Origin of the sequence: Streptomyces sp. NPDC001980 (genome assembly GCF_040296885.1) — a bacterium.
Classification (GTDB): domain Bacteria; phylum Actinomycetota; class Actinomycetes; order Streptomycetales; family Streptomycetaceae; genus Streptomyces.
In genome coordinates, this window is the sequence record NZ_JBEOYD010000026.1 from 112688 (window position 1) to 137523 (window position 24836).

Below are 24836 nucleotides of genomic sequence, written 5' to 3' on the forward strand. Positions count from 1 at the left end.
TCCCGTCGCCGAGACCGCCCGCGGAGGCCGCATGCTGCTGCGCCAGCTCGAATACCTCGTTGCGCTCGCCCGGGAGCGGCACTTCGGCCGGGCGGCGGCCGCCTGCCATGTCTCGCAGCCGTCACTGTCCGCGGCGATACGGCGGCTCGAACACGAACTGGCGGTCCCGATCGTGCGCCGGGGCCGCCGCTACGAGGGCCTCACCCCCGAGGGCGAGGTCGTGCTGGCCTGGGCGCACCGCATCCTCGCCGAGGGCGACGCGCTCCGCCAGGAACTGTCCACGTTGCGGAACGGCCTCACCGGCACCCTGCGCCTCGGCATCGTCCCCACCGCGGTCCCCGTCGCGTCCCTCCTCACCGGCCCCTTCTGCGACCGGCATCCGCACGCCCGGGTGGCCATGGAGTCCTTGTCGTCCGCCGACATCCGGCGCGGCCTCGCCGAGTTCGAGCTGGACGCCGCCATGACCTACCTGGACGACGACGAACTGCGCCAGGTCCGCCGCTTCCCGCTCTACGAGGAGCGGTACGTCCTGCTCACCCCGGTCGGCGGCCCCCTCGGCGACGCGGCCACGACCACCTGGTCGCAGGCCGCCGCCCTCCCGCTGTGTCTGCTCGGGCGGCGGATGCGCAACCGGCGGATCATCGACGAGTGCTTCGCCGCCGACGGTGCCGCCCCCGTCCCGGCCGTCGAGTCCGACAGCGTGGCCGGCCTCTACGCCCACCTCCCCGGCGGCCGCTGGTCCAGCGTGATCTCGCACGCCTGGCTGCACATGTTCGGCGTACCGGAGGGCATGCGCGTGGTCCCGCTGGAGGGCCCGGCCCACGGGCCCCGGGTCGGACTCGTCGTCGCCCGCAGCGAACCCCAGTCCGTGCTCGCCGGCGCCCTGGTGAAGGTCGCCCGGGAGGCGGGCCTCAGGGACGCCCTCGACAGCCGCCTGCACGCCGTCCTGGACGCCCGCGACCGATGATAGGCACGGCCTATCACGGGATAGCGACGTTCGCTTTGACCTGCGCACTTACCCCCGAGGATCGTGGAATGCACCATCCGCAACGGAGTTGAGGAGCCGCCATCATGGCCAAGGTGCTCTGCGTCCTGTACGACGACCCGACCGACGGATACCCCACCGGCTACGCCCGCGACGACATCCCCGTCATCGACCACTATCCGGGCGGCCAGACCACCCCCACCCCCGAGGCGATCGACTTCGCCCCCGGCCACCTCCTCGGCAGCGTCTCCGGCGAACTCGGCCTGCGCTCCTTCCTGGAGAAGGCCGGCCACACCCTCGTCGTCACCTCGGACAAGGACGGCGCGGGCTCGGTCTTCGACCGTGAACTGGCCGACGCGGACGTCGTCATCTCGCAGCCGTTCTGGCCCGCGTACCTCACCCCGGAGCGGATCGCCGCCGCGCACAACCTCAAACTGGCGATCACCGCGGGCATCGGCTCCGACCACGTCGACCTCGACGCCGCGATCGCGCACGGGGTGACGGTCGCCGAGGTGACGTACTGCAACAGCATCAGCGTCGCCGAACACGTCGTGATGATGATCCTCGGCCTGGTCCGCAACTACCTGCCCTCGCACCAGGTGGTGCTCGACGGCGGCTGGAACATCGCCGACTGCGTGAGCCGGTCGTACGACCTGGAGGGCATGCACGTCGGAACCGTCGCCGCGGGCCGGATCGGCACTGCGGTGCTGCGCCGACTCGCGCCCTTCGACGTCAAACTGCACTACACGGACCGGACCCGGCTGCCCGAGTCCGTCGAGCGCGAGCTGAACCTGACCTTCCACGAGAGCGCGGCCGCCATGGCCCCGCACTGCGACGTCGTGACCGTCAACGCGCCGCTGCACCCCGAGACCGAGGGCCTGTTCGGCGACGAGCTGCTGGCCACGATGAAGCGCGGCGCCTACCTCATCAACACCGCCCGGGCCCTGATCGTCGACCGGGACGCCGTCGACCGGGCGCTGCGCAGCGGGCAGCTGGCCGGGTACGCGGGCGACGTCTGGTACCCGCAGCCCGCGCCCGCCGACCACCCCTGGCGCACCATGCCGCACCAGGGGATGACCCCGCACATCTCGGGCTCCAGCCTCTCCGCCCAGGCCCGCTACGCCGCCGGCACCCGGGAGATCCTGGAGAACTGGCTCGCCGGCCGGCCCATCCGCGACGAGTACCTGATCGTCGACGGCGGCAAGCTGGCCGGCACCGGAGCGAAGTCGTACTCCGTGCACACCCGCTAGGGGTTCAGCCTGACCGGCAGCTCGAAGAGGTCGTTCTGGGTGACCACCGGCTTGTTGCGCAGCTCGGACGCCGGTACCGCGAGGTCCAGGCCGGGGAAGCGGTCGTACAGCGCGGGCAGCGCCACGCCCGCTTCCAGCCGGGAGAGCGCCGCACCCGGGCAGACGTGCGGGCCGTGCCCGAAGGAGATGTGCCGGTTCTGCGACTCCCGGGTGACGTCGAACTCCCCGGCGCTCGGCCCGTGCGCGTTCTCGTCGCGGCCGATCGCGGCGTACGACACGATGAGCGCGTCGCCCGCCGGGAGCACCTTGTCGCCGACCGGCACGTCCTCGGTGGCGAACCGGATCAGGACGTGCGAGGTCGGGGTGGACCAGCGCAGGGTCTCCTCGACCACCGCCGACCAGTCCACCTCGCCGGAGAGCACCTTGGTGCGCTGGCCGGGGTGGGTGGAGAGGTTGACCACGGCGTTGACGATCAGGGAGATCGTCGTCTCGTGCCCGGCCGCCACCATCAGCTGGAGGGTGGAGACGATCTCCTCGTCGGTGAGGTGGTCGCCGTCCTCGGAGGCCAGGATCAGCGCGCTGGTGAGGTCGTCGCCGGGCTCGGCCCGCTTGGCGGCGACCGTCGCCGCCATGATCCCCGCCAGCTCGGTGAGGGTCGCGATGACCTCCGCGGGCGGGGTCTGGGTCGAGAAGAACTTCTCGAACAGCACCTTCAGGCGCGGCAGTTCGGCCTCGTCGATGCCCATCAGGTCGGCGACCACGAACATGGGCAGCGGGTAGGCGAAGGCCGCCTTGAGGTCGACGGTCCCGCCGTCCGCGGGGAGGGCGTCCAGCAGGTCCTGGGTGAGCTTCTGGATCCGCTCGCGCATCTGCTCCACCCGGCGCGGGGTGAGCGCCTGCGCGACCAGCGTGCGCATCCGGCGGTGGTCGGCGCCGTCCACGGTCAGCATCGAACGGCCGGGGTTGGCGAGGCCGATCAGCGGCCAGTCCGGGGCGATCTCGCCGCGCTGCCAGGCACCCCACACGGTGATGTCCTTGACCAGGCGCGGGTCGGTGAGCAGCGCCTTGGCCTCGGCGTGGTGGGTGACGGCCCAGACGGGCACCCCGCCGGGCAGTTCCACGGCCGCGAGGGGACCGGCGGCGCGCAGCCGCGCGCTCTCGCCCTCGAGGTCGGTGACGAAGGGGTCGAGGGCGATCCGGGCTTGTTCGGTACCGGTCGTCATCGTGACGTGCCTCCCAGGGCAGGGTCGGAGTACTGCGCCGATCGGTGTGCTGCGCCTGACTGTCGGTGGTGACTACAGGGCGGGTACGGGTGTGAACCGGACGGGCAGCTCGGTCAGCCCCCGCAGCCAGGGCGAGGGCCGGCGGGTGAGGGTGTCGGAGGGCACCGCCAGGTCGATGTCCGGGAGCCGGTCGAGGACGACCTCGATGCCGGTCCGGGCGACCACCTCGGCGACCTCCTGGGCCGGGAACGGGCAGCGGTGCTCGCCGTGCCCGAAGGAGAAGTGCGCGCTGTTGCCGCCGGTCAGCGCGGAGGCGTCGGTGCGCACCTGCGGATCGGAGTTGGCGCCCTGCAGGCCGAGGATCAGCAGGTCGCCGGCGCGGATCCGGCGCCCGCCCAGCTGGGTGTCGCGGGAAGCCCAGCGGCCGGCGATGTTCTGGCTGGGGGTGTCCTCCCACAGCACCTCGTTCATCGCCTCGGCGACACTGTTGCGGCCGCCGAACAGCGAGGCGGCGAACCGGTCGTCGGTGAGCATCAGGCGCAGCGAGTTGCCGATCCAGTCGGCGGTCGGCTGGTGCCCGGCCGCCATCATGACCATCAGGTCCTGCATGATCTCTTCGTCGGTGAAGCCGCTCTTGTCCTGGAGCATCCGCGACACCACGTCGTCGGCCGGGTCCGCCTTCCGGTCGGCCAGCAACTGCGCCATGGACGAGCCCAGATGCTGCTGTCCGGCGATCGCCCGCTCACGCCCGTCGATCATGTCGTTGAGCGCGGTGACCAGGCCGGGACCCTCCTCGTCGGGGAAGCCGTACAGCCGCGCCAGCACCCGCACCGGCAGCAGCATCGCGTACTGGCCGATCAGGTCCGCCTCGCCGCTCGTGCACAGCCCGTCGATCAGCTCGTCCGCGAACCGCTCGGCGTGCCCGCGCAGTTCGAACGGGTCGACGGCCTCCAGCGCGTCGCTGATCATCCCGGCCCGCTCGCGGTGCCGCTCGCCGACCGTGTACAGGATCGACGGCTGCTTGCGGCCGATCATCGGCAGCAGCGGCCAGTCGTCGGGGATCATGTCCCACTGGTTCCACAGGTCCGAGTCCCGGCTGAACAGCACCGGATCCCCGGTCACCTGGTGCAGCTCGCGGTAGCCGACCACCAGCCAGGCGGGCACGTCCCCGTCCAGCACGACGGGGGTGACGGCGCCGTGGTCGCGCCGCATCTCGCGGTACAGGCGCGCCGGTTCGGTCTGGAACCGGGGGCCGCCGAGCGGCACGGCTTCGGGGGTCACACGAACTCCTGTCGGGGCAGGTCCGCCGGTGCGGACGGGCCCGCGTACCGGTTCTTGACGTGCTGGACGAGCGTGATCAGCACCTGCTTGCCGGACTCCCGGGAGCGGGCGTCACAGTTGACCAGCGGGACGTGCGGGTCCAGGTCGAGGGCGTGCCGGACGTCCTGGGGCGTGTGCACGGGGCCGCCGAAGTCGTTGCAGGCCACGATGAACGGCGTACCGTGCTTCTCCAGCCGGTCGATGGCGTACCAGGAGTCGCCGATCCGCCGGGTGTCGACGAGCACGACCGCGCCGAGGGTGCCGGAGAACAGCCGGTCCCACAGGAACCAGAACCGCTCCTGGCCCGGCGCCCCGAACAGGTACAGCACGTTGCGGGCGTCCAGGGTGATCCGGCCGAAGTCGAAGGCGACGGTGGTCGCGGACTTGCCGCGCACCTCGCGGATGTCGTCGACCTCCTCGCCGGCCTGGGTCATCGTCTCCTCGGTGTTGAGGGGACGTATCTCGCTGACCGAGCGGACCAGGGTGGTCTTGCCGACGCCGAAGCCGCCCACGACCACGATCTTGAAACCGTGGTCGGCGGAGGCACCCAACGGGGTGCGCGCGTCAGAGGTTGCGGAGTCCAACGAGCACCTGCTCCAGGATGTCGGGGTCGGTGATGGCCGGCCGGTAGGGGTGGCGGGCGCTGACCCGGCCGGCCGCCTGCAGGTCGCCCAGCAGGACCTTGGTGATGCTCACCGGCAGCTTCAGCTCCGCGGCGATCTCCACCACCGAGGTCGGGAACTCGGCCAGGCGCAGGATCGCCGCGTGCTCCGACTGCATGCCGGGCGCCGGCTCCGACTCGGCGACGACCAGGGTGACCAGGTCGAAGGGGCTGTCGGGGCCGGTGCCGCTGCGGCCGCCGGTGATGGTGTACAGGCGGTCGGGCGTGTCGTCCCTGCCCGGGCGGCTCATGACGTGCGGGGCTGCGCGGTGAGGTGCTCGCCGAGCTGCTCGACCAGTTCGCTCATGTTGTGCCCGACCAGTCCGGGGTCCGCGTCCTCGCTGGTCACCACGGCCAGGTGGGCGCCCTCGCCGGCCTCGACGATGAACAGCACGCCCCCATAGAACTCGGTCATCGCCGACCGCACGCCGCCGCTGCCGTCGCCGAACTCGACGGACGCCCCGTGCGACAGCGACTGGATGCCGGCGGCGATCGCCGCGAGCTGGTCGGCCTGGTCGACGGAGAGCTCCGGGGTACGGCAGAGCTTCAGCCCGTCACGGGAGAGCACCAGGGCGTGCCGCGCGCCGGGGGTGCGCTCCAGGAGGCCCTCGATGAGCCAGGTGAGCTTGTCGTCGGCGGTGGTCCTGCCGGTCATGAAGTGGGGTCGCCTTCCGGGTACGCATGCGGGTGGGACGTGAGCTCTGGACCGGACTCCGGGTGGGGCGCGGGGGCCGGGTCGTGCACGGGGGTGGGGGCGTACGGGGCTGCCGACTCGCCGGCCGCGCCGGGGGTCTCGGCGGAGCGGGAGTCGTGCGTGGCCGGGCGGACGGCCTGCCGGAAGCTGTTGAAGCGGGCGGCGCGGACCTGGGCGTCCGCGGCGCGGGGCGCGGGGCGCGGGTCCGCCGGCTGGGGCGCCGACTGGCGTTCGGCCTCGGCGAGGGTCCGGCCGCGGCGCCGCCTGGGCAGCCCGGTGGGTCCTTCCTCGTCCTCGTCCGGCTCGGCGGCGGACTCGTGCACCGGTAGGGCGTCGAGCGGGGCCGGCACCGGTGCGGCCGGTTCCGTCTCCTGTGCCGACGCGGGTTCGTCGGCGACCGGGCGGGTCAGCAGGTCCTGCGGGACCAGCATCAGCACCCCGGTGCCGCCGCGCGCGGACGGCCGGAACGACACCTTCAGGCCGTGCTTGCGCGCCAGCCGGCCCACCACCGCGAGCCCGAGCCGGGTGCCGGTGAGACCGCCCAGCTCGGTGCTGTCACCGGCGACCGCCCGCTCGGCGCGGCGCAGTTGCACCTCGCCCATCACCAGCCCGCTGTCCTCCACGGACACGATGACCCCGGCCGGCACCTCCTCCACGTACACATGGACCTCGGCCGTGGGGGGCGAGAAGTTGGCCGCGTTGTCGAGGAGTTCGGCCAGCGCGTGCATGACACCCTCGGCGGCGTGTCCGGCGACGGCCGTCTCGCTCACCGAGTGCACCCGCACCCGGCGGTAGCCGCTGATGCGGCCCATCGCGCCGCGCAGGATCGACTCCATGCTGATCGGACGCGCCCAGCGGCGGCCGGAACGCGCCCCGGTGAGTACGGCGATGGAGTCGGCGAGCCGGCCCGCCTGGGCAGTGCGGTGGTCGAGGTGCAGCAGGTCGGCCAGCACGTCCTCGTCGGTGTGCCGGTCCTCCATGGCCCGCAGGTCGGCGAGGGTGGCGGTGGCCAGGGCCTGCATCCGCCCGGCCGCGTTGCCGGCGGCGGCGACCGCGGCGGCCCGTTCCCGCAGGGCGCGCTCCAGTTCGGCGGTGAGCCGGGCGTTCTCCTGCTGGTACCAGTCCAGTTCCTGGCCGCTGTCCTGGTGGATCCGCGCCCGCTCCTGCTCGAAGGAGTCGGCGAACTCGCTGCGCTGCTGGGCCAGTTCGTCGATCAGCCGCTGCTGCTCCTGGCGCGCTTCCTCGGTGGTCCGGGCCTGCTGCTGGAGCAGCCGCCCGATGTCCTGGCTCACCGCCTCCAGCCGGCGCCGGGCGCCACGTGCGGCCCGCGTCGCGTGCACGGCCCAGGTCACCGCCGCGCACAGCAGCAGCGCGGCAGCGCTCCCGCCGAGGGCGAGGGGCATGCGCACCGAGACCGGCGCGGCGGTCACCGCGGCGACGACCGCGAGGGCCGACACCACCGCGGTCAGCGCGAAGGTCGGAACGAGCGTACGGAGGGAAGGTCGTTCGCCGGGATGCGTGGGCGCGGTCATCGGTCCGGTCTGGTCCTCGGAGCGGTAGGGATGTGTGTCCGGTGAAGGAGTTGTGACGCTCGGTGCTGAACTGGGCGTCACTATACGAGAGTTCGAGATCGAAACAGAACGGTTCCGGTCCCATTGCAGAAAACCCGCTACGAGGAAGGGGACTTGCTGTGTTCCGGCTGTGAACGATCTTGTGTGCCGCCCCGCCCGAACGCGTCGGCCACGATCGCGGCGGCCTCCCTGACCAGCGGAGAGTCGGCCTCGGCGGCGGCATCGGCGTGGGTGGTGAGGACGGCGACGACGAGCGGCGCGCGGCCCGGGGGCCAGGCGACCGCGACATCGTTGGCGGTGCCATAGTCGCCCGTTCCGGTTTTGTCGCCGACCCTCCAGTCGCCGGGGAGCCCGGCGCGGATCCGTTCCCCGCCGGTGGTGTTGGCGAGCAGCCAGCCGGTGAGCCGCCGCCGGTCGGCGCCGTCCAGGGCGTGACCGACCGTCAGCTTCGCGTAGGTCGACGCGATGGCCAGGGGAGTGGTGGTGTCGGTGACCCGCCCGGGCTCCGCCGAGTTCAGCTCCGGCTCCCACCGGTCCAGGCGCGTCACCCCGTCCCCGAGCGAACGGCACAGCCTCGTCACCGCCACCGGCCCGCCCAGTTGCTCCAGCAACAGGTTGGCCGCGGTGTTGTCGCTGTACGAGATCGCGGCTCCGCACAACTCCGCGACCGTCATTCCCGCGGCGAGATTCTCCGGCCTTCCGGTGACCGGGGCGCCGCCCGCCCGCTCGACATCGCTCTCGTCGTAGTGCACGACCTGGCCGAGCACGTCCTCGTCGAGGTCGCGCAGGACGGCGGCGACCGCGACCGTCTTGAACACCGAGCACATCGGGAAGAGTTCGCCGGACCGGTACCCGAGCCGGGCCCCCGAGCCGGTGTCCCGGGCGAACACCCCCAGCCGGGCCCCGTGTTCGCGCTCCAGGGCGCGCAGTCTCGTGGTCGCACCCGGCGCCGGCGGGATGGTCACCGCCGCCCCCAGAGCCGAGGCCAGCACCATGCGACGCGAGGGTTTACGCATTACTGCTCCTTTACCGGGACGACGCTCAGGGGGACGCGAACGCGGCCCCGCGGGTTCAGCCGTGGACGGGTGATAAATCCGACGCCGATATCCGACCGGCCGTAGCTCCCGCATCGTCGCAAATGATCCAAACGTCTATACGATGACGCGTGGAACGGCCCGGGCGCGGAGAACCTCTTGGAGGGCGCAGGCCGACGACGGGGACGGTGTCGAGGGGGCGATGCCTTTCATGAAAGGCGACTGGAGCCGGATGGCCGCGCGGGGGGTCCGGTTCGTGCGGCGCACATTGCGCGACGAATGGCACGCCATCGTGGTGGAGCCGGCACGGCAGCTGGTCCGGCGCGGGCTGTCCGGGCTCGTGCTGGCGTTCGTGGCCGCGTTCGGCGTCATCTTCTTCCACGGCATCGCTCAGCATCCCTTCGGCCGGAGGCTGGTGTGGCACCTCGGCGGCGTCACCGCCGACCTGCCCCTGTGGCTCTCCCTGCTGCGCACCCCGGTCTCGCTCTACGTCCCGGCGCTCGACCTGCCGGTCTGGGCGGGCATCACCCAGCTCTTCCTCGCCTTCGCGCTCGCCGAACTCACCCTCGGCCGCGCCCGGACCCTCGCCGTCGCGTACGTCACCACCCTGGCCGGCACCATGACCGCCCGGGTGATGGTCGCGCTGGGCCCCGGCTGGTGGGGCTTCGGACTGCCCCCGGAGGTCGGCCGGATCCTCGACACGGGGCCGTCCGCCGCCGTGGTGGGACTCTTCACCTACTTGGCGGTGGTCCGGCGCGCCCCCGTCGTCTTCACCCTCACCGGCGGCTCGATGGTGTGGGAGTCCATCGCAGTGCCGAACCTCGCCGGCCGCGAGCACCTGATCGCCGTGGCCGCCGCGATCGTCCTCGGCCTGCTGCACGGACACAGGTTGCCGTTCCCCGCCCGCTTGGCGGAACGCCTCGACACCACACCGTCGTCGCCGCCCCGGTCGGACCCGCCGATACCCCGACCGGGCCCGCCGCGCCACCCCGTACCGTCCTTCCGCCTGCCCTGAAGACTCCCCAACCCTCCCGGCTGCCCCGAAAACCCATATGTCACGCGGCTGACCCGCCGAAGTGCTCAACCACGTCAATGTGATGGTTTTCGCACTTCAGCCGGTCCGGCCAACCCCTAATGTTGCGCGGGCTACGGCAGGGCGCGGCTGACACCATGGTGTTCGTCGCCGGCAGGCTGAAGGGATCCAGGGATGTTCCGCAAGGTGCTGGTCGCCAACCGTGGAGAGATCGCCATCCGCGCATTCCGCGCGGGCTATGAATTGGGTGCGCGCACGGTCGCCGTCTTCCCGTACGAGGACCGCAACTCGCTGCACCGCCTGAAGGCCGACGAGGCCTACGAGATCGGGGAACCGGGACATCCGGTGCGCGCCTACCTCTCCGTCGAGGAGATCGTGGGCGCGGCCCGGCGGGCCGGGGCCGACGCCGTCTACCCCGGCTACGGGTTCCTCTCCGAGAACCCCGAACTCGCCCGCGCCTGCGAGGAAGCGGGCATCACCTTCGTCGGGCCCAGCGCCCAGACGCTGGAGCTGACCGGCAACAAGGCCCGCGCGGTCGCCGCCGCCCGCGCCGCCGGCGTACCGGTGCTCGGCTCCTCCCAGCCCTCCAACGACATCGACGAACTGGTCCGCGCCGCCGACGAGATCGGCTTCCCGGTGTTCGTGAAGGCCGTGGCCGGCGGCGGTGGCCGCGGCATGCGCCGGGTCGAGGACCCGGCCGCGCTGCGCGAGTCCATCGAACAGGCCTCCCGGGAGGCGGCCTCCGCGTTCGGCGACCCGACCGTCTTCCTGGAGAAGGCCGTCGTCGACCCCCGCCACATCGAGGTGCAGATCCTCGCCGACGGCGAAGGCAACGTCATCCACCTCTTCGAGCGGGACTGCTCGCTGCAGCGCCGCCACCAGAAGGTCATCGAGCTGGCCCCCGCGCCCAACCTCGACCCCGAACTGCGCGACCGCATCTGCGCCGACGCCGTCCGCTTCGCCCGCGAGATCGGCTACCGCAACGCCGGCACCGTCGAGTTCCTCCTCGACCGCAGCGGCAACCACGTCTTCATCGAGATGAACCCGCGCATCCAGGTCGAGCACACGGTGACCGAGGAGGTCACCGACGTCGACCTGGTCCAGGCCCAGATGCGCATCGCCTCCGGCGAGACCCTCGCCGACCTCGGCCTCTCCCAGGAGACGGTGAAGCTGCACGGCGCCGCCCTCCAGTGCCGCATCACCACCGAGGACCCCGCCAACGGCTTCCGCCCCGACACCGGCCGCATCAGCGCCTACCGCTCCCCGGGCGGCTCCGGCATCCGGCTCGACGGCGGAACCACCCACGCCGGCACGGAGATCAGCGCGCACTTCGACTCGATGCTGGTGAAGCTCACCTGCCGGGGCCGGGACTTCAAGGCCGCCATCGGCCGCGCCCGGCGTGCCGTCGCCGAGTTCCGCATCCGCGGTGTCGCCACCAACATCCCCTTCCTCCAGGCGGTCCTGGACGACCCGGACTTCCAGGCTGGCCGGATCACCACGTCGTTCATCGAGCAGCGCCCGCACCTGCTCACCGCCCGCTCCTCCGCCGACCGCGGCACCAAGCTGCTCACCTACCTGGCCGACGTCACCGTCAACAAGCCGCACGGCGAGCGCCCCCACCTGATCGAGTCGACCACCAAGCTGCCCCCGCTGCCCGCAGGGGAGCCGCCGGCCGGCTCCCGGCAGCGGCTGGTCGAGGCCGGCCCGGAGGGCTTCGCCCGCTGGCTGCGCGAATCGCCCACCATCGGCATCACCGACACCACCTTCCGCGACGCCCACCAGTCCCTGCTCGCCACCCGCGTGCGCACCAAGGACCTGCTCGCCGTCGCCCCGGTCGTCGCCCGCACCCTGCCCGAACTGCTCTCCCTGGAGTGCTGGGGCGGCGCCACCTACGACGTCGCGCTGCGCTTCCTCGCCGAGGACCCCTGGGAGCGCCTGGCGGCCCTGCGCGAGGCCGTCCCCAACATCTGCCTCCAGATGCTGCTGCGCGGCCGCAACACCGTCGGCTACACCCCGTACCCGACCGAGGTGACCGACGCCTTCGTCCAGGAGGCCGCCGCCACCGGCATCGACATCTTCCGTATCTTCGACGCCCTCAACGACGTCGGCCAGATGCGCCCCGCCATCCAGGCCGTACGCGAGACGGGCACCGCGGTCGCCGAGGTCGCCCTCTGCTACACCGCCGACCTGTCCAACCCCGACGAGCGGCTCTACACCCTCGACTACTACCTGCGTCTCGCCGAGCAGATCGTCGAGGCCGGCGCGCACATCCTCGCCGTCAAGGACATGGCCGGCCTGCTGCGCGCCCCGGCCGCCGCCAAGCTGGTCTCGGCGCTGCGCAGCGAGTTCGACCTGCCGGTCCACCTGCACACCCACGACACGGCAGGCGGCCAGCTGGCCACCTATCTCGCCGCGATCCAGGCGGGCGCGGACGCGGTGGACGGAGCCGTGGCCTCCATGGCCGGTACGACCTCGCAGCCGTCCCTGTCGGCGATCGTGGCCGCGACCGACTACTCGGAGCGTCCGACCGGGCTCGACCTGCGGGCGATCGAGGACCTGGAGCCGTACTGGGAGAGCGTCCGCCGGGTCTACGCCCCCTTCGAGGCGGGCCTCGCCTCGCCGACCGGCCGCGTCTACCACCACGAGATCCCCGGCGGCCAGCTCTCCAACCTGCGCACCCAGGCCGTCGCGCTGGGCCTCGGCGACCGCTTCGAGGAGATCGAGGCCATGTACGAGGCCGCCGACCGCATCCTCGGCCGGCTGGTCAAGGTCACCCCGTCCTCCAAGGTGGTCGGCGACCTCGCCCTGCACCTGGTCGGCGCCGGGGTGCGGCCGGAGGACTTCGAGGCGACCCCCGACAGGTTCGACATCCCCGACTCGGTCATCGGCTTCCTGCGCGGCGAGCTGGGCACCCCGCCCGGCGGCTGGCCCGAGCCGTTCCGCACCAAGGCCCTCCAGGGCCGCGCCGCCGCCAAGCCGGCGCCCGAGCTGACCGCCGAGGACCGCGAGGGCCTGGCCAAGGAGCCCCGTACGACCCTCAACCGGCTGCTGTTCCCGGCCCCGACCCGCGAGTTCGAGACCCACCGCCAGACGTACGGCGACACCAGCGTCCTCGACAGCAAGGACTTCTTCTACGGCCTGCGCCCGGGCAAGGAGTACTCGGTCGACCTGGAGCCCGGCGTCCGGCTGCTCATCGAGCTCCAGGCCGTCGGCGAGGCCGACGAGCGCGGCATGCGCACCGTGATGTCGAGCCTCAACGGGCAGCTGCGGCCGATCCAGATCCGCGACCGGGCGGCGGCCTCCGACATCCCGGTCACCGAGAAGGCCGACCGCGCCAACCCCGGCCATGTCCCGGCCCCGTTCGCGGGCGTGGTCACCCTCGCGGTGGAGGAGGGCGCGGAGGTCGAGGCGGGCGCCACGGTGGCCACGATCGAGGCCATGAAGATGGAGGCCACCATCACCGCCCCGAAGGCCGGCCGGATCTCCCGGCTCGCCATCAACCGCATCCAGCAGGTGGAGGGCGGCGATCTGCTGGTCGAGATCGCCTGACGCCGGACGGTCCCTTGCGGCGGGGGAGGGCCGGGTCCGCCCGGCCCTCCCCGGCTACGAGCGGGAGAAGTGCGCGCCCAGCAGGGCCTTCAGCAGGTTCGGGTCGCGCTGCGTGAAGTAGGCGGCGCTCGCCACGAACAGGTCACGTCCGCGCACCGCGAGCGAGGTCGGGTTGGACAGCCCCTCCTGCACCGTCAGGACAGTGCCGTGGCTGCCGTCCGGGGCGACCAGCGCGACCTCGTTGGACGGGCTCAGCGCGGCGAGCACGAGGTCCGAGTGGCCGGGGAAGACGAAGTCGTCGACCCCGGTGAGGCCGGTCGCCCTCGTCCCGGTCGGCCCGGCCGAGCCGTCCGCGCCGACCGGGATGCGCAGCAGGGTGCCCCGGTCGGTGTTGGTGACCCACACCGCGTCCTTGTGCACCTTGATCCCGTTGGCGCCGAAGCCGGTGGCCGACCGGAGTCCGGAGAGTTCGGTGCCGGTGGCCCAGGCGGTCGGCGTGCCTCCCGACTGCGGGATGCGCCACACCGTTCCCAGCGCCGAGTCGGCGGCGTAGAGCACGCCGTGCTTCTCGTCGAGGGCCAGACCGTTGGGCAGGCCGCCGGCCGGCAGCTGGGCGATCTGCTCGGGCGTGCCGCCGCCCGCCGGGATGCGCCAGACGCCGGTCCTGTCGGTGCCGGTCGCGTAGTTGACGTACAGCGTGCCGTCGTACGCGCGGGCCAGGCCGTGCGTGACCGCGGTGTTCACTAGGGGCGTCCGAGGGTGTTTCTCGTCGGGCAGCGTGGCGAGGACCCGGACCCGGCGCTCCCGGGTGACCTTGACGACCTGCCGGGCGAACGCGAAGGACATGTCGACCGAGCCGCCCCGCTCGGCGACGATGCTCTCGGGCGTCTGTCCCTGGGCCAGATCGAAATGGGCGACGGTGTGCGGGCGGGAGAGGACCGGCTCGTCGCTCGCGGCCGGAACCGCCGCGAGCAGGCCGATCGCGACCACGGCCGGGGCGACGACGGCCCGGCGGGGGAATCGGGGCATGTGACCTCTTTCGACGGGAGCGCAAGGCTCCGGCGTACCGGTCACACCAACATGACGCCTCCCCGTCCCCGGGCCGCGGCAGCCCCGGCCGCGACGTCGCCCGCCCGGCGCACGGCGTGGCCCCGCATGCCGCGCAGCCGGGTGACGGCCCCGCTCAGTTCCACATGGGGTAGTTCATGACCTGCGTGTATCCCTCCGGCCTGGCACCGGAGTAGGTCAGGTTCATCTGCGTGAAGTGCTGCACGTTCGGGTGCTTCGTCCAGGCCGTCGGGCGGTCGAGCCGTACGGTCACCGGGTATTTGTGGAACTTTCCCGCCGCGCAGTACGGCTTGCAGTCGTTCACCACGTTCACGCCCTGGGCGACCGCAGATTTGTCGTTCCACTGGGTCCAGTGCATGCCGGTGAGGATGCTGTTGCCGTCGCCGCAGGCCAGCAAGAAGTCGCTCGGCCTGAACCGCTGGTGCCAGAGGCAGTCCACGAGCACCGGGTGCTGGGCCGACGCCCGTGACGCGGACGGTGTCGGCGGCGTCGCGGAAGCAGTCGTCATGCCTGCCGTGAGCAGCAGGGCCGCCCCGAGTCCGATCGCCGTTCCCACCACTGGTCTGCGCATGGTCGCTCCCGCCCGTTCGGCCGTACCTTTCCCTTCGACGCTACGACCGTCCCGTGAGATGTACCACTTGCGGCGTATTCGTCAGTCCGTTCTCGTCGTAGTCGCCGGTGGACCGGGAGCCGATCTGGGTGATCAGGCCGAGCACCAGGAAGACCCAGATCAGGACCTTGGCGGCGGTGTCCAGGACCAGGGGCCGGGTGGCGGAGCGGACCTCCTCCTTGGCGGCCGGCCCGTCGCCGAGGAGTCCCTTCGGGTAGACGGGCGTCAGCATGCTGGTGTAGGCGCCGAACCGCATCCGGTAGCGGGCGACCGCGGCCGTCGCCCCGAAAACCGGCCCGGGCAGCCGTCCCAGCACGATCCCGATGATCCAGAAGATCCAGCCGACCGCGAACCAGCCGGTCGTCGCGAGATTGGCGACGATCGCCGCCGGGATCATCAATCAGGATCAGCCGGAACAGCACCGCGAGCCGGTTCAGGGTGGTGGGCCGCAGTTCGATCTGCACCGGGTAGTCGGGCGCCGTGAGGGCGAACGGCGGATACCGGTCCACCAGGAGCATGGAGCTGGCCACGATCCGGGTCTCGTAGGCCAGGTACCTGCCGAGGAACGAGGCGATGGAGTCGGGCAGCCGGCCCAGCACGAGCGCCGCGAACCAGCCGGCGACCGTGGCGAAGAACGCCCCGATCCCGAGGACGACGAGCACGACGAACTGCGGGATCAGCAGCAGCCAGCGCAGCAGCACCGTCCAGCGGCGCTGCTGCGCCGGCGCCGGGATGTCGAGCGCCGGCCGCCATTCGGGGCCGTCCGCCGTGGCGGGCGGACGTGGTTCCCAGCTCTGCGTCATGAGTCCTCCCCCGGCGTCCGGCCGCAGCGCGGATGGCTTCTCCATCGTGCGGCGGAACGACGGCCCCCGCCAGGGTGGACCAGGCGAACTCAGCCGTGTTTGACGGTCAGACCGTAGAACGCGACCCGGGCGCCGTTGGTCGTGCTGTCGGAGGACGACTGGTTGTACGAGCCCGCCTTGAAGTACTGCTTGTACTGGTTGAAGGAGGACGGAATGGCGTAGTGCGTCGTAGTGCCGTTGACGGTCAGGTCGATGGTGTTCCCGCCGGAGACCGCGATGGTGTACGTCCAGGTCTTGCCGATCGACACGTGGCCCACGCTGTGCGAGGTCTGGCCGCCGTCCGGGGAGTTCTCGGTGCCGAGGACGATGTCGCCGTTCGAGTGGTAATAGAGCTCCAGCAGCGGCTTGGTGGAGGAGCCGCCGGTGCCGAGGTGGATCTGGCCCACGCACACGTTCTTGGTCACCGACACCACCCGCAGCGTCGCGCTCATCTTGTGGCTGCCGCTCAGCGACCAGTTGGCGGCGCTGCCGTCCCGGTTCATCTCGCGCAGTTCGGAGCGGGCGTAGTTGGAGTTCGGGGTGGTGACGCCCTTCTCGGGCGCCCAGAAGGTCATCGCCCCGTCGCGGGTGTCGGTGTAGAAGTACGCGTCCTGGTAGCCGTTCGCGCCCTGCAGCCGGGACGAGGGGATGGTGGTCGGCGAGCCGGGGGAGCCGACCGGCTCCTGGAGCTGCCATATGGACAGGTCGAAATTGCCGCCGGGCGCGACGTTCGGGTCCGCCGCGTCCGCGCTGCCGCCGAACAGGACGGTGAGCGCGAGGGCGAGGCCCGCGGCGGTGGGCGCCGCGAGCAGCCGGGAACGGTTCACGTGGGGGGTCCTTTCGTCAGAGGGCTGCGCCCGGAGCTCACTCACTGGAGTTCATGTGTGTGAACTTCGGACGCATCCGTAACCGTCGATGACCCGTGAAGCTAAAGGTCCGGACCAGTCCCGTCAAGGGGTTCAGCAGGCCCCCTCGTCCTGCCAGGGGCCCCACTCGGAGGCGCCGGGCACCTCGTTCTGGGTCCACCACTTGGCCTTCCAGTTGTGGCTGTTGTACGAGACCTCGTTCCCGGCCGTGTACACCGCCGTCGAGCTCCAGGCGGTCTTGCAGGAGGTGGGCGTGGGTGTCGGGGTCGGGGTGGGGGTGGGCGTGGTGGTCGGCGGGGTGACCCCGGCGAACTTCACCGAGTACTTGGCGAAGTCCCAGTCGCCCTGCGCCACGCTGGAGCAGGTCCCGGACGTGGTGCCGTTGTTGTCGACCGGGCTGCACTGGCGGTCGCGGTTCAGGGACCAGAACGTGAAGCGGTCCATGTTGTGGCTCGTCGCGTAGTCGAGCACGGTCTGGAAGTCGGCCTGGGTGAAGTACTCACCGGTGTCGCTGCGGCCGTTCATCCCGGAGAAGCCCTCGTGGGCGTAGGCGGTCGCCTGGTCCCAGCCGAAGGTGGACTGCAGGATCGAGTTGAAGTTGGTGAGCGCGCTGGTCTGCGAGGCCGCCCCGCTGAAACCGCCGTCGAACGGCATGATGGAGAAGTTGTTGGGCGTGAACCCCTGCGACTTCGCCTCCAGCAGCATCTGCTTGCCGAACCAGCCGGTCCCGTCCGCCGTGCCGGCCGTCGTCACCGACACGTACAGGCCCGGGTTGTTCTGCTGGAGGATCTTCGCGGCGCCGATCTCGTTCTTGATCGCCGCGGTGTTCTCGTACTCCGGCTCCTCCAGGTCGAAGTCGATGGCGTGCAGCCCGTACTTGGTGATGACCTGCTGGTAGGCCGCCGCGGTGGAGGCCGCGTCCGCGCAGGTCTGCCCCAGCTTGGTGCCGCCGTAGCCGCCGATGGAGACGGAGACGTCACCGCCCTTGGCCCGGATCGTGTTGATCACCGACTGCACGGCGGTGTCCGAGGAGACCGCCGCCGTGCCGCCCCAGGTGGGCGAGCAGCCGCCGCCGTTGGGGGCCAGGACGAACGCCAGCTGGAAGGCCTTGAGGCCGCTGGCGTCCATGATCGCGCCCGCGTCCGGCGGGTTGTTGTCCAGCGGCATCAGGTAGGGGGCGGCCGCGTACCACCGGTTGCTCAGCGCGGTGGTCGCGCCCGAGGCGTTGCTCGCGACGAGCGCGGTGGTGCCGGCGGCGGCGAGGGTGACGGCGGCAGCCGCGCCCAGACATGCGCGAAGGGGTCTCACTGGTGCCTCCAGGGGGGCCGGGGAGGTGGGGTGGGTCCCAGCTTCCGGAGATGTCGCGGTCACGTCAATGAATTGGACTGGACCAAAGCCCACTTTGGACTAGACCATACGATTTCTTTACCCGGCGGGGCGGAGCAGTTCCAGCGTCCCGAACCGCACCTTCACGCCGGGTGACCAGAGCACGCTCACCGGCGGCCCGGACCGGGCCGGCAGGCCGGCCGCCTCCACCAACTCGTCGTCCAGATCGAGGAGTTCCGCACGGTGCAGCGGCCAGGGCGCATGCTCGTTCGGCAGGTGCGCGGTACGGCCGTGCCAGGTCACGTGCAGCCCCCAGCGCGCGGTCAGGAAGTGCTCCAGCGGCGAGGGCTCGGTGATCGGCGCCCCGATCCGCACGACCGCCCGGCTCGCGGCCGCCGGGCGCCGCCGTCGGCAGGTGTAGGTGATCACATCGCCCTCGCGGCGCAGCCGCATCGCGGACCAGATGTACGGCAGCCGGAACCCCAGCCGGCCCATCAGCACCGGGAGCAGCCGGGTCGCGTCCAGCGACCTGAACACCACCCCGCGCCGGCCGTGCCCGTCCACCGAGTACAGCCGTACGTTCGTCTCGCAGAAGGTGCCCAGATACGGCAGCCCCGGCCCCGGCCCGAAGCCCGTGCCCCGCATCAGGAACGGGACGAGCCCGACGTAGGTGACCCCGTCCAGGGTGTCCGGCCGGGTGCCGGCGGGCAGCAGTCCCGCCACCTTCTCCGGCTCCACCGGCCAGTGCAGAAAGGTCAGTTGGTGCCACCCCTGCACCATCGTCGGCAGCCGGACAGGGCGCGGGGTGGACGGGGTTATGGGCTCGGTCGCCACGGTCTCCATGGCCCAGGTTGATAGCACGCCAGTGCGAGCCGACGGAGGCGTTCCGCGAGAGTGGGGCGGAGCCGTTCCTGCTGGTGCGCTTCGGCGGCGACGGCCCCCTGATCAGGACTTCCGCGCCGCTCGGCCCGGTAACACGGGTAAACTGTGGGCGACACGCAGGCCTTGAGAAGGAGGAGCCGGGATGCCGCCGCACAGCTCTTCCGCGGCCGGGGTCCCGGGCCACGGCGACGCACCCGGCGAGCCGCCGCCCGTCCGGCAGGCGCTGTCGGACAGCGTGTACGAGAGCATCAAGGCGATGGTCATGGACCACGAGATCGCCCCCGGCGCCCGCGTCGGCATCGACGCGCTGTCCCGCACCCTCAGCGTCTCACCCACCCCGGTCCGGGAGGCGCTGGCCCGGCTGGAGTCCGACGGCCTCGTGGTGAAGCGCGCCCTGTCCGGCTACCGGGCCACGGAACTGCTCACCCCGCAGGGGCTCGCGGAACTCTTCGAGATGCGGCTGCTGCTGGAACCGAGGGCCGCCGCCCTGGCCGCCGCCAACGCCACCGAGGAGCAACTCGACGGTCTGGAAAGGATCGTGGAGGAGATGCAGGACCAGCCCAGCCCCAACGGGCGGTACGCGTCCTACCGCGACTTCGCCGCCCTCGACCAGCGCTTCCACGAGGCGATCGGTCAGGCCGCGCACCGGCCGCTCCTGGCGGATGCCGTGGAACGCCTCCACGCGCACCTGCACATCTTCCGGCTCGGCGACGTCGTCGGCGCCGGCGGCCCGACCGTCGCCGAACACGAGCGGATCGTCCGGGCCGTGCTGCGCCGCAACCCCGAGCGGGCGGCCGAGGCGATGACCGAGCACCTCACCCGCAGCATGGAGCGCCAGCTCCAGGACGACGGCGAAGACGACGACGGTGAAGACGACGGCGGCGGTGCCGAGTCGCCTACTCCATGAGGAACACCTGTTCCGCGGTGGCCCACCACTCGCCCGGGGCCGCCTCCGGAACCGGCGTCTGGCAGGGCGCGGTGCGCCGCCACCACTCCTGGGTGGCCTCGTCCGCGGCCATCAGCGCGAGGTCGGCCGCCAGGTCGTTGCCGTGGTACTCGAAGTAGGCGAACAGCCGGTCGCCGAGCAGGTGGATCGAGTAGTTGGCGATGTGACAGCGCCGGAGCCGGTCCAGGACCGGCTCCGGTACCTCGCGGTGCAACTCCCGGTACGCGTCGAGCTTCTCCGGGAGTACGGCGACGACCTGGGCCACGCGCCTCACGAGCGCACCGCGTCGCGGTCGTGGATCAGGCGGATGATCCGGCCGCTCATCCGCTCGTAGTCCCGGTCGTTGTCGACCTCGCCGCGGACGCGGTGGTCGGTCATGACGACGATCCGGTCGGCGAGGGTGACCATCTCCGCGAGGTCGCTGCTGATCAGCAGGATGGGCAGCCCGCCGTCGGCCAGGTCCCAGATGAGTTCGTGGAAGGCGCGTTTGGTACGGACGTCGACTCCCACCGTCGGCTCGTCGACGACCAGCAACCGGGTGTCGGCGGCCAGCCACTTGGCGAGGCTGACCTTCTGCTGATTGCCGCCGGAGAGCTCACCGGCGTTCTGCGCGAGATCGGTGATCCGGATGCCGAGCCGGTCGACGAGGTCCTGGGCGACGGCGCGCTCCTCGCCCGCCGGGACAAACCCGAGCGCCTTGGCCAGCCGCTTCCACACCGTCACCGTGATGTTGCGGACGATCGGCTGCTCCAGGAAGACGCCCTCCTCCTTGCGGTTCTCGGTCACGTACCCGATGCCGAACTCGTGCAGGGCCTGGCGGGGCGAGCGGATCCGGGCCGGCCTGCCGTGCACCCGGACCTCGCCGGCGGTGATGCGGTCCAGGCCGAGCACCGCCTTGACCAGCTCACTGCGCCCCGCGCCGACCAGCCCGTACAGGCCGACGATCTCCCCGGGCCGCACCGCCAGGCTGATGTCCCGGTGCCCGCCGGCCGTGGCGACCCCGTCCAGCTCCAGGACCGGTGCGGCAGACCGGTCGACCGTGCGCGGGCGCATCTCGGCCGCCGCGTGGGCACGGCCCACCATCAGGCTCACGATGTCGTCGTGGGAGTGGTCGGCCAGCGGCGACGACTCCAGCACCGACCTCCCGTCCCGCAGCACGGTGACCGTGTCGCAGAGGGCGAAGACCTCCTCCAGTTTGTGGCTGACGAAGACGACACAGGCGCCGCGTTCGGCGAGCCGCCGGACCACCTCGAACAGGCGCTCCGTCTCCTCCGGGGAGAGGGAGGCGGTGGGCTCGTCCAGGAGCAGCACCCGGCTCTCGGTGTACAGGGCCTTGGCGATCTCCACCAACTGCTGCTGGGCGACCGACAGTTCGCGTACCGGCCGGTCCGGGTCGAGGCCGACGCCCAGCTCGGTGAGGCAGGCGACGGCCGGTTCGGTCATGGCCGCGTAGTCGACCAGGCCACGCCGCGCGGGCGGCTTCTGCAGGGTGATGTTCTCGGCCACCGAGAAGCCGGGGATGAGGTTGCGCTCCTGGTGGACGACGCCGATGCCGGTCCGGGTCGCATCGAGGGGAGAGCGCAGCTGAACCGGTGCACCGCACCAGGTGAGGGTGCCGCCGTCGGGGGAGTGCACCCCGGTCAGGACCTTGATGAGGGTGGACTTGCCGGCGCCGTTCTCGCCGAGGAGCGCGTGCACACTGCCGGCGGTCAGCCGCAGCCCCACGCCGTCCAGGGCGCGGACGCCGGGGAAGACCTTCACGAGGTCGTGGCATTCGAGGAGGACCGTACTCATCGGGCGCCTCCCGGCTGTGCTGACGGGGTGGTGGCGGCCTTTGCCAGCCGCGTCTGGTGCAGGTGCCCGCCCGCGACCGTGCCGAGGACGACCAGGCCGATCAGCAGGTTCACCCAGCTCGGATCCAGCGAGAACTGGGCGCGGGCCGCGTCGATGAGCCGGGTCACGAAGGCCGCGAGCACGGTCCCGAAGACCGCGATGGAACCGCCGGTGAGCGCGACCCCGCCGATGATCGGCGCGGCGAAGCTGGGCAGCAGCCAGTCGCCGCCGACGCTGCGGTTGACGCCGGGCAGCGAGGCGGTCGCGGTCACGGCCGCCACCCCGACCAGAAGCCCGGACAGGGTGTGCGCGGCCACGATCTGCCGGTCCGTGGAGATGCCCGACAGCCGCGCGGCCAGCGGGTTGCCGCCGGCGGCGAGCAGCCGACGGCCCGCGACCGTGCGGTACATGAAGGCGCCCAGCAGGACGGCCGCGACGATCGCGGTGACGAAGACGAGCGGGATGTCCAGCGGCGCCGCCGTGCCGAGGTCGCGCAGCGTGGACGAGTAGCCGTCGACGGTCCGGGTGCCGACGAGCCGGTACTGGGCGCCCAGGAGGATCGTCATCGTGGCGAGGGTGACGATGAAGCCGTTGATCTGCGTGGCCACGATGACGAGACCGGTCACCAGGCCGACGGCGGTCGCCGTCAGCAGCCCCACGAGCACGGCGACCGGGGCGGGCACCCCGTGGTCGGCCATCAGGACGCCCGTCAGGCAGGCGGTGAAACCGCCCAGCGCGCCGACCGCGAGATTGAGCTGGCCCACGCAGAGCGCCACCATCTGGGCGAGGCCGATGAGGATGGGCGTGGCGAGGTACTGGAGGAAGACCCGTACCGAGGGGCCCTCGAAGAAGGAGCCCGAGGACGCCACCTCCAGCGCCACCGCCCCTGCCACGACGACCAGCAGCAGCATGGCCGCCGTCGTACGGGAGAACCGGTGCAGCGCCGCGGCGGCCCGGCTCTGCTGGTCGCGGATCGTGCTCATGTGGAGCGCACCACCTTGCGATAGGACACCACGGTGCGGATCCGGTCGGCCGAAAGGGCAAGCAGCAGGATGCAGCCGAGGTAGATGTTGAGGCTTTCCAGGCCGACGCCGAGCAGGTCGAGCCCCTTGCGGATCACGCCCACCAGGGCGGTGCCGAGCAGCGTGCCGAGGACGGACACCACCCCGCCGGTGAGCAGGGTGCCGCCGAGCACCGCGCCGAGGAAGGACGGCAGCATGAAGTCGTCGCCGATGGAGGCGCGGAACGTGCCCGTCCCGGCGGCGGCCATGAACCCGGCGAGCGCCGCGAGCAGTCCGGACAGGGTGTGGGCGAGCAGGACCCGGCGTCCGGTGGGGATGCCGGACAGCTCGGCGGCGGCCGGGTTCGCGCCGGTGAGGAGCAGCTCCCGGCCGATGCGGGTACAGCCGTACAGGAAGCCGAGACCGAGCATGGCGAGCACGGTGAACTGGGCCAGCTGCGGGATGGCCGGCGAACCGCAGACCGGGCCCACGCAGATGTCGGCCAGCGAATAGGACCGCAGGGCGTCGATGCCGGCCGGGCGGGTGGTGAAGGCGGCGTCCTCGGTGAGGGCCGAGTACATGAGGGAGACGAGGCCGAGCAGGGCGAAGTCCATCGCCAGTGTGACGACGAAGGAGCTCACCCCGGTCCGGGCGATCAGCCAGCCGGTGACCGCGCCGATCGCCGCGCCCGCGGCCAGGCACAGCAACAGGCCCAATTGCATGGGCAGATGGAGCTTGTCGTAGCCGAGGCCCGCGAACATGGCGCCGAAGGCCGCCATCCGCCCGACCGCGAGGTTCATGTGCCCCACGGACAGGGCGACCATCTGGGCGAGCGCCACCACGGTCAGCGTGGCCACGTCCCGCAGCAGCGGGAAGAGCACGAGGCGTTGGTCGAGGAAGGCGGGCCGCAGCACGCCGAACAGGATGCTCAGCGCGATGACCAGGACCAGCAGACCGAGCCGCTGGTTGACCCAGAACGGCATCCGGTGACCGGCTGTCTTCTCCTCCGGGACGGTGTCCGGGGGACTGATGGAGGTCGTCATGCCACCCTCCGGTCGTCGAGGGCGTCCGGGTCCCAGTCGATGCCGATGCCCGGCTCGTCCGGGGCCACGGCCAGGCCGTCGCGGATGGCCAGCTCGGTCCGGGTCACGGCCCGCAGCTGCGGGATGTACTCGACGAAGCTGCCGTTGGGCACCGCGGCGGCGAGGCTGACGTGCAGCTCCATCAGGAAGTGCGGGCAGACCGTCACGTTGTGGCTCTCGGCCAGGTGCGCGACCTTCAGCCACGGGGTGATGCCGCCGATCCGGGCCGCGTCGACCTGCACGACGGAGGCGGCACCCGTCTCCAGGTACCCGCGGAACTGCATGAGCGAGTACATGGACTCGCCGACGGCCACCGGGATCCGGGTCGCCCGCGCGAGCCGGGCGTGACCGCTGATGTCGTCCGCGGGCAGCGGCTCCTCCAGCCAGTACGGGTCGTACGGCTCCAGCGCGGCCGCGAGCCGGAGCGCCGAGGACGCCGTCTGGGACTGGTTGGCGTCGGTCATGACGTGCAGCGTGGGGCCGACCGCCTCGCGTACGGCGCGCAGCCGCTCGGCGTCCTCGGCGGGATGCGGCCTGCCCACCTTGATCTTGACGCCGGCCCAGCCCGCCTCCTGGGCCCGCAGGGCGCCCTTGACCAGTTCCTCGGTGCTCAGATGGAGCCAGCCGCCCTCGGTGTCGTAGACCGGCACCTCCTGACGGTGTCCGCCGGCCAGCCGCCACAGCGGCTCTCCGGCCCGCTTGCAGCGCACGTCCCACAGGGCGGTGTCCACGGCGGCGAGGGCGAGGGAGGTGATGGCGCCGGTGGTGGTGGCCCGGGTCAGGGCGAACAGCCGCTGCCACAGCGCCTCGACGTTACGGGCGTCCTGTCCCACGAGGGCGGGCAGCAGATGGTCCTGCAGCAGGGCCAGCACGGAGGTGCCGCCGGTGCCGATCGTGTACGCGTAGCCGGTGCCCGCGAGACCGTCCGCCGTCGCCAGGTCGACCAGGACCGTCTCCTGTTTCACGAAGGACTGCACCGCGTCGGTACGGTCCGTCTCGACGGCGATGTCGACCAGCCGGGCGGTCGCGGTCGTGATGATGGTCATCGATGTCCGTTCTC

At 71.8% G+C, this 24836-nt stretch carries 22 protein-coding genes and 1 pseudogene; 5 read left to right on the forward strand and 18 right to left on the reverse strand.

The features are described 5' to 3' along the window. Window positions 1-31 precede the first annotated feature (31 nt). Entirely contained in the window at window positions 32-967 is a 936-nt protein-coding gene (locus tag ABT137_RS32905; RefSeq protein WP_351714756.1) for a LysR family transcriptional regulator, read from the forward strand. Window positions 968-1071: 104 nt separating this feature from the next. Beyond that, a complete protein-coding gene (locus tag ABT137_RS32910) occupies window positions 1072-2235 on the forward strand; it encodes an NAD-dependent formate dehydrogenase (RefSeq protein ID WP_351714757.1) in 1164 nt (387 codons plus the stop codon). Here ABT137_RS32910 and ABT137_RS32915 read toward each other — a convergent pair. The 7 genes from ABT137_RS32915 to bla form a co-directional block, all read right to left on the reverse strand. Beyond that, a complete protein-coding gene (locus ABT137_RS32915) occupies window positions 2232-3458 on the reverse strand; it encodes a cytochrome P450 family protein (protein WP_351714758.1) in 1227 nt (408 codons plus the stop codon). The genes ABT137_RS32910 and ABT137_RS32915 overlap by 4 nt on opposite strands. Window positions 3459-3530: 72 nt before the next feature. After that, entirely contained in the window at window positions 3531-4739 is a 1209-nt protein-coding gene (locus ABT137_RS32920) for a cytochrome P450 (RefSeq protein ID WP_351714759.1), read from the reverse strand. After that, window positions 4736-5362 (reverse strand): GTP-binding protein, encoded by a 627-nt coding sequence (locus ABT137_RS32925; protein ID WP_391370460.1) that lies wholly within the window; start codon window positions 5360-5362, stop codon window positions 4736-4738. The genes ABT137_RS32920 and ABT137_RS32925 overlap by 4 nt, the downstream gene beginning before the upstream one ends. After that, complete coding sequence (locus ABT137_RS32930; RefSeq protein ID WP_351714760.1) at window positions 5343-5690, reverse strand: DUF742 domain-containing protein; 348 nt, start codon at window positions 5688-5690, stop codon at window positions 5343-5345. Before ABT137_RS32930 ends, ABT137_RS32925 begins: the two co-directional genes overlap by 20 nt. Continuing rightward, a complete protein-coding gene (locus tag ABT137_RS32935) occupies window positions 5687-6094 on the reverse strand; it encodes a roadblock/LC7 domain-containing protein (protein ID WP_123979438.1) in 408 nt (135 codons plus the stop codon). The genes ABT137_RS32930 and ABT137_RS32935 overlap by 4 nt, the downstream gene beginning before the upstream one ends. Further along, window positions 6091-7665 carry a sensor histidine kinase gene (locus ABT137_RS32940; RefSeq protein WP_351714761.1) on the reverse strand — a complete coding sequence of 525 codons (1575 nt, stop codon included), beginning with the start codon at window positions 7663-7665 and terminating at the stop codon, window positions 6091-6093. Before ABT137_RS32940 ends, ABT137_RS32935 begins: the two co-directional genes overlap by 4 nt. A 137-nt stretch (window positions 7666-7802) precedes the next feature. Further along, a complete protein-coding gene (bla, locus tag ABT137_RS32945; protein WP_351714762.1) occupies window positions 7803-8720 on the reverse strand; it encodes a class A beta-lactamase in 918 nt (305 codons plus the stop codon). Window positions 8721-8940: 220 nt separating this feature from the next. On the opposite strand from bla, the gene ABT137_RS32950 reads away from it, so the two are divergent. Both ABT137_RS32950 and ABT137_RS32955 read left to right on the forward strand, forming a co-directional pair. Next, window positions 8941-9753, forward strand: a complete 813-nt coding sequence (locus ABT137_RS32950; protein WP_351714763.1) for a hypothetical protein — start codon at window positions 8941-8943, stop codon at window positions 9751-9753. Window positions 9754-9945: 192 nt separating this feature from the next. Further along, window positions 9946-13320: a pyruvate carboxylase gene (locus ABT137_RS32955; RefSeq protein WP_351714764.1), complete on the forward strand. Its 3375-nt coding sequence runs from the start codon at window positions 9946-9948 to the stop codon at window positions 13318-13320. Between the two features lie 54 nt (window positions 13321-13374). On the opposite strand, the gene ABT137_RS32960 is transcribed toward ABT137_RS32955, so the two are convergent. The 6 genes and pseudogenes from ABT137_RS32960 to ABT137_RS32985 all read right to left on the reverse strand — a co-directional run bounded on the left by ABT137_RS32960 (window position 13375) and on the right by ABT137_RS32985 (window position 18875). Next, complete coding sequence (locus tag ABT137_RS32960; RefSeq protein WP_351714765.1) at window positions 13375-14349, reverse strand: SMP-30/gluconolactonase/LRE family protein; 975 nt, start codon at window positions 14347-14349, stop codon at window positions 13375-13377. A 154-nt stretch (window positions 14350-14503) separates the two neighbouring features. Continuing rightward, window positions 14504-14959, reverse strand: coding sequence for a hypothetical protein (locus tag ABT137_RS32965; RefSeq protein ID WP_351714766.1), 456 nt, complete (start codon window positions 14957-14959; stop codon window positions 14504-14506). Between the two features lie 40 nt (window positions 14960-14999). Further along, window positions 15000-15801, reverse strand: a pseudogene (locus ABT137_RS32970) (DUF4389 domain-containing protein). Window positions 15802-15890: 89 nt separating this feature from the next. Next, window positions 15891-16667, reverse strand: coding sequence for a polysaccharide lyase family 7 protein (locus tag ABT137_RS32975; protein WP_351714767.1), 777 nt, complete (start codon window positions 16665-16667; stop codon window positions 15891-15893). Window positions 16668-16799: 132 nt separating this feature from the next. Beyond that, window positions 16800-18014: a carbohydrate-binding protein gene (locus ABT137_RS32980; protein ID WP_351714768.1), complete on the reverse strand. Its 1215-nt coding sequence runs from the start codon at window positions 18012-18014 to the stop codon at window positions 16800-16802. 117 nt (window positions 18015-18131) lie between these two features. Further along, window positions 18132-18875: a YqjF family protein gene (locus ABT137_RS32985; protein WP_351714769.1), complete on the reverse strand. Its 744-nt coding sequence runs from the start codon at window positions 18873-18875 to the stop codon at window positions 18132-18134. A gap of 181 nt (window positions 18876-19056) precedes the next feature. On the opposite strand from ABT137_RS32985, the gene ABT137_RS32990 reads away from it, so the two are divergent. After that, the gene (locus ABT137_RS32990) at window positions 19057-19821 is read left to right on the forward strand and encodes a GntR family transcriptional regulator (RefSeq protein ID WP_351714770.1); all 765 of its coding nucleotides are present in this window, start codon (window positions 19057-19059) and stop codon (window positions 19819-19821) included. Here the strand turns inward: ABT137_RS32990 and ABT137_RS32995 are convergent. Genes ABT137_RS32995 through ABT137_RS33015 form a run of 5 tightly spaced genes read right to left on the reverse strand, consistent with a single transcriptional unit; the run spans window position 19811 to window position 24822 of the window. Continuing rightward, the gene (locus tag ABT137_RS32995) at window positions 19811-20134 is read right to left on the reverse strand and encodes an L-rhamnose mutarotase (protein ID WP_351714771.1); all 324 of its coding nucleotides are present in this window, start codon (window positions 20132-20134) and stop codon (window positions 19811-19813) included. The two genes, ABT137_RS32990 and ABT137_RS32995, sit on opposite strands and share 11 nt — an antisense overlap. After that, entirely contained in the window at window positions 20131-21654 is a 1524-nt protein-coding gene (locus ABT137_RS33000) for a sugar ABC transporter ATP-binding protein (protein ID WP_351714772.1), read from the reverse strand. Before ABT137_RS33000 ends, ABT137_RS32995 begins: the two co-directional genes overlap by 4 nt. Continuing rightward, complete coding sequence (locus tag ABT137_RS33005) at window positions 21651-22676, reverse strand: ABC transporter permease (protein WP_351714773.1); 1026 nt, start codon at window positions 22674-22676, stop codon at window positions 21651-21653. Before ABT137_RS33005 ends, ABT137_RS33000 begins: the two co-directional genes overlap by 4 nt. Then, entirely contained in the window at window positions 22673-23737 is a 1065-nt protein-coding gene (locus tag ABT137_RS33010; RefSeq protein WP_351714774.1) for an ABC transporter permease, read from the reverse strand. Before ABT137_RS33010 ends, ABT137_RS33005 begins: the two co-directional genes overlap by 4 nt. Then, window positions 23734-24822, reverse strand: coding sequence for a mandelate racemase/muconate lactonizing enzyme family protein (locus ABT137_RS33015; RefSeq protein ID WP_351714775.1), 1089 nt, complete (start codon window positions 24820-24822; stop codon window positions 23734-23736). The genes ABT137_RS33010 and ABT137_RS33015 overlap by 4 nt, the downstream gene beginning before the upstream one ends. Window positions 24823-24836: the final 14 nt, after the last annotated feature.

What these genes read in the sequence shown, in the direction of transcription:
- ABT137_RS32905 (WP_351714756.1), top strand. Translation starts at nt 32, where the DNA reads ATGCTGCTGCGCCAGCTCGAATACCTCGTTGCGCTCGCCCGGGAGCGG.
- ABT137_RS32910 (WP_351714757.1), top strand. Translation starts at nt 1,072, where the DNA reads ATGGCCAAGGTGCTCTGCGTCCTGTACGACGACCCGACCGACGGATAC.
- ABT137_RS32915 (WP_351714758.1), bottom strand. Translation starts at nt 3,458, where the DNA reads ATGACGACCGGTACCGAACAAGCCCGGATCGCCCTCGACCCCTTCGTC.
- ABT137_RS32930 (WP_351714760.1), bottom strand. Translation starts at nt 5,690, where the DNA reads ATGAGCCGCCCGGGCAGGGACGACACGCCCGACCGCCTGTACACCATC.
- ABT137_RS32935 (WP_123979438.1), bottom strand. Translation starts at nt 6,094, where the DNA reads ATGACCGGCAGGACCACCGCCGACGACAAGCTCACCTGGCTCATCGAG.
- ABT137_RS32940 (WP_351714761.1), bottom strand. Translation starts at nt 7,665, where the DNA reads ATGACCGCGCCCACGCATCCCGGCGAACGACCTTCCCTCCGTACGCTC.
- bla (WP_351714762.1), bottom strand. Translation starts at nt 8,720, where the DNA reads ATGCGTAAACCCTCGCGTCGCATGGTGCTGGCCTCGGCTCTGGGGGCG.
- ABT137_RS32950 (WP_351714763.1), top strand. Translation starts at nt 8,941, where the DNA reads ATGCCTTTCATGAAAGGCGACTGGAGCCGGATGGCCGCGCGGGGGGTC.
- ABT137_RS32955 (WP_351714764.1), top strand. Translation starts at nt 9,946, where the DNA reads ATGTTCCGCAAGGTGCTGGTCGCCAACCGTGGAGAGATCGCCATCCGC.
- ABT137_RS32960 (WP_351714765.1), bottom strand. Translation starts at nt 14,349, where the DNA reads ATGCCCCGATTCCCCCGCCGGGCCGTCGTCGCCCCGGCCGTGGTCGCG.
- ABT137_RS32965 (WP_351714766.1), bottom strand. Translation starts at nt 14,959, where the DNA reads ATGCGCAGACCAGTGGTGGGAACGGCGATCGGACTCGGGGCGGCCCTG.
- ABT137_RS32985 (WP_351714769.1), bottom strand. Translation starts at nt 18,875, where the DNA reads ATGGAGACCGTGGCGACCGAGCCCATAACCCCGTCCACCCCGCGCCCT.
- ABT137_RS32990 (WP_351714770.1), top strand. Translation starts at nt 19,057, where the DNA reads ATGCCGCCGCACAGCTCTTCCGCGGCCGGGGTCCCGGGCCACGGCGAC.
- ABT137_RS33000 (WP_351714772.1), bottom strand. Translation starts at nt 21,654, where the DNA reads ATGAGTACGGTCCTCCTCGAATGCCACGACCTCGTGAAGGTCTTCCCC.
- ABT137_RS33005 (WP_351714773.1), bottom strand. Translation starts at nt 22,676, where the DNA reads ATGAGCACGATCCGCGACCAGCAGAGCCGGGCCGCCGCGGCGCTGCAC.
- ABT137_RS33010 (WP_351714774.1), bottom strand. Translation starts at nt 23,737, where the DNA reads ATGACGACCTCCATCAGTCCCCCGGACACCGTCCCGGAGGAGAAGACA.
- ABT137_RS33015 (WP_351714775.1), bottom strand. Translation starts at nt 24,822, where the DNA reads ATGACCATCATCACGACCGCGACCGCCCGGCTGGTCGACATCGCCGTC.